The organism is Streptomyces sp. NPDC052101 (assembly GCF_040680235.1).
Taxonomy (GTDB): Bacteria; Actinomycetota; Actinomycetes; order Streptomycetales; family Streptomycetaceae; genus Streptomyces.
In genome coordinates this window covers 1-1094 of record NZ_JBFAWH010000160.1, presented here as the reverse complement: position 1 = coordinate 1094, position 1094 = coordinate 1, and the positions used below count along the sequence as shown (strand labels likewise).

At 67.2% G+C, this 1094-nt stretch carries 2 pseudogenes; one reads left to right on the top strand and one right to left on the bottom strand.

Annotation, left to right across the window (positions count from 1 at the left end):
• Nucleotides 1-678, bottom strand: a pseudogene (locus tag AB0L75_RS44490) (transposase); the annotation flags it as partial.
• A gap of 238 nt (nt 679-916) precedes the next feature.
• On the opposite strand from AB0L75_RS44490, the pseudogene AB0L75_RS44485 reads away from it, so the two are divergent.
• A pseudogene (locus AB0L75_RS44485) lies at nt 917-1094 on the top strand (sodium:calcium antiporter); the annotation flags it as partial.

Sequence of the window (1094 nt, the reverse complement as noted above, 5' to 3'; positions counted from 1 at the left end):
GTCCTTGGGGCCGCCGGCCCCGTCGGTGCGAATCAGGACCTTTTTCGATCCCCGCCCGCCCCGGCCCAGCAGGGCCGGTGGGAGCTGCGCAAGGGCCAGACGGGTGACGGCGATGTGATCGCTGGCGGTGTTCGAGCCCGCGTTGCCGGGGCGAAGGTGGATCGCGAGCGGTTCCCCGGTTCCTTCGCTGCCGTGGTCCAGGAACGCGTACAGAGGGTGGTAGCCGAAGCCGCGTTTGAACGTCGGGGCGGCTTGCTCCTTCTCACTGTGGACGTTGATCAGGGTGGCGTCGAGGTCGATGACCAGCGGGGTCTTCGCGCTCGTCCCCTCGGCCGGGGAATGCTCGCCGGCCAGGGCCCAGGCCTGCTCGCGCGCGGTCCTGCGAGCCCTGGCGATCGCGGTCATCACGGCGGGCGCGTCCTCAGCGAGGGTGGTGAGCGTGCGGGAGATCGTTGGGGCCGAGACGACGTCACCGAACAGGCCCGGCTCGCACCGCAGCAGGTCGGTGTCACGGGCGACCTCCCCGCCCACCGCGAGAGTCATCGCGAGGTCCAGCAGGACCTTGGAGGCGTGATGCTCGGCCAGCGGTTTCGTCCATGAACCCAACGCTTCACGCAGCGAAGAGGCGAGGCCGGTGGCGTGGATCGTGTCGGTCAGCAGCACCGCGCCCGCATGCGAGGCCGCCGGGACCTCAGCGACGTCCACACGCGGGCGGGGGTAGAAGAACACGGTAGGGTGGGACACCTGAAAGGTGCTCCTTCCGGCCAGGGATTACGAGACTCGACACCCCGTATCATCCCAGGCCAGGAGCACCTTTCTCTATGACGCCCACCCGTCGAGACCACACCCCAGTGAAATCTCGAGGTCAGCGGGTGCTCGTGGCAGGGCCTGAACTGTGGTCCGTACACTCCTACTCATGGATGCGCTTGATATTGGACGGATCGTGGCCGGACTGGTGCTGCTGGTCTTGGGTGGGGAATTTTTGGTGCGTGGGGCGTCAGCACTGGCCGGACGTTTCGGGATTTCGTCATTGGTGATCGGTCTCACCGTAGTGTCATCGGCGACGTCGGCACCCGAGTTCGCAGTGAGCGTCG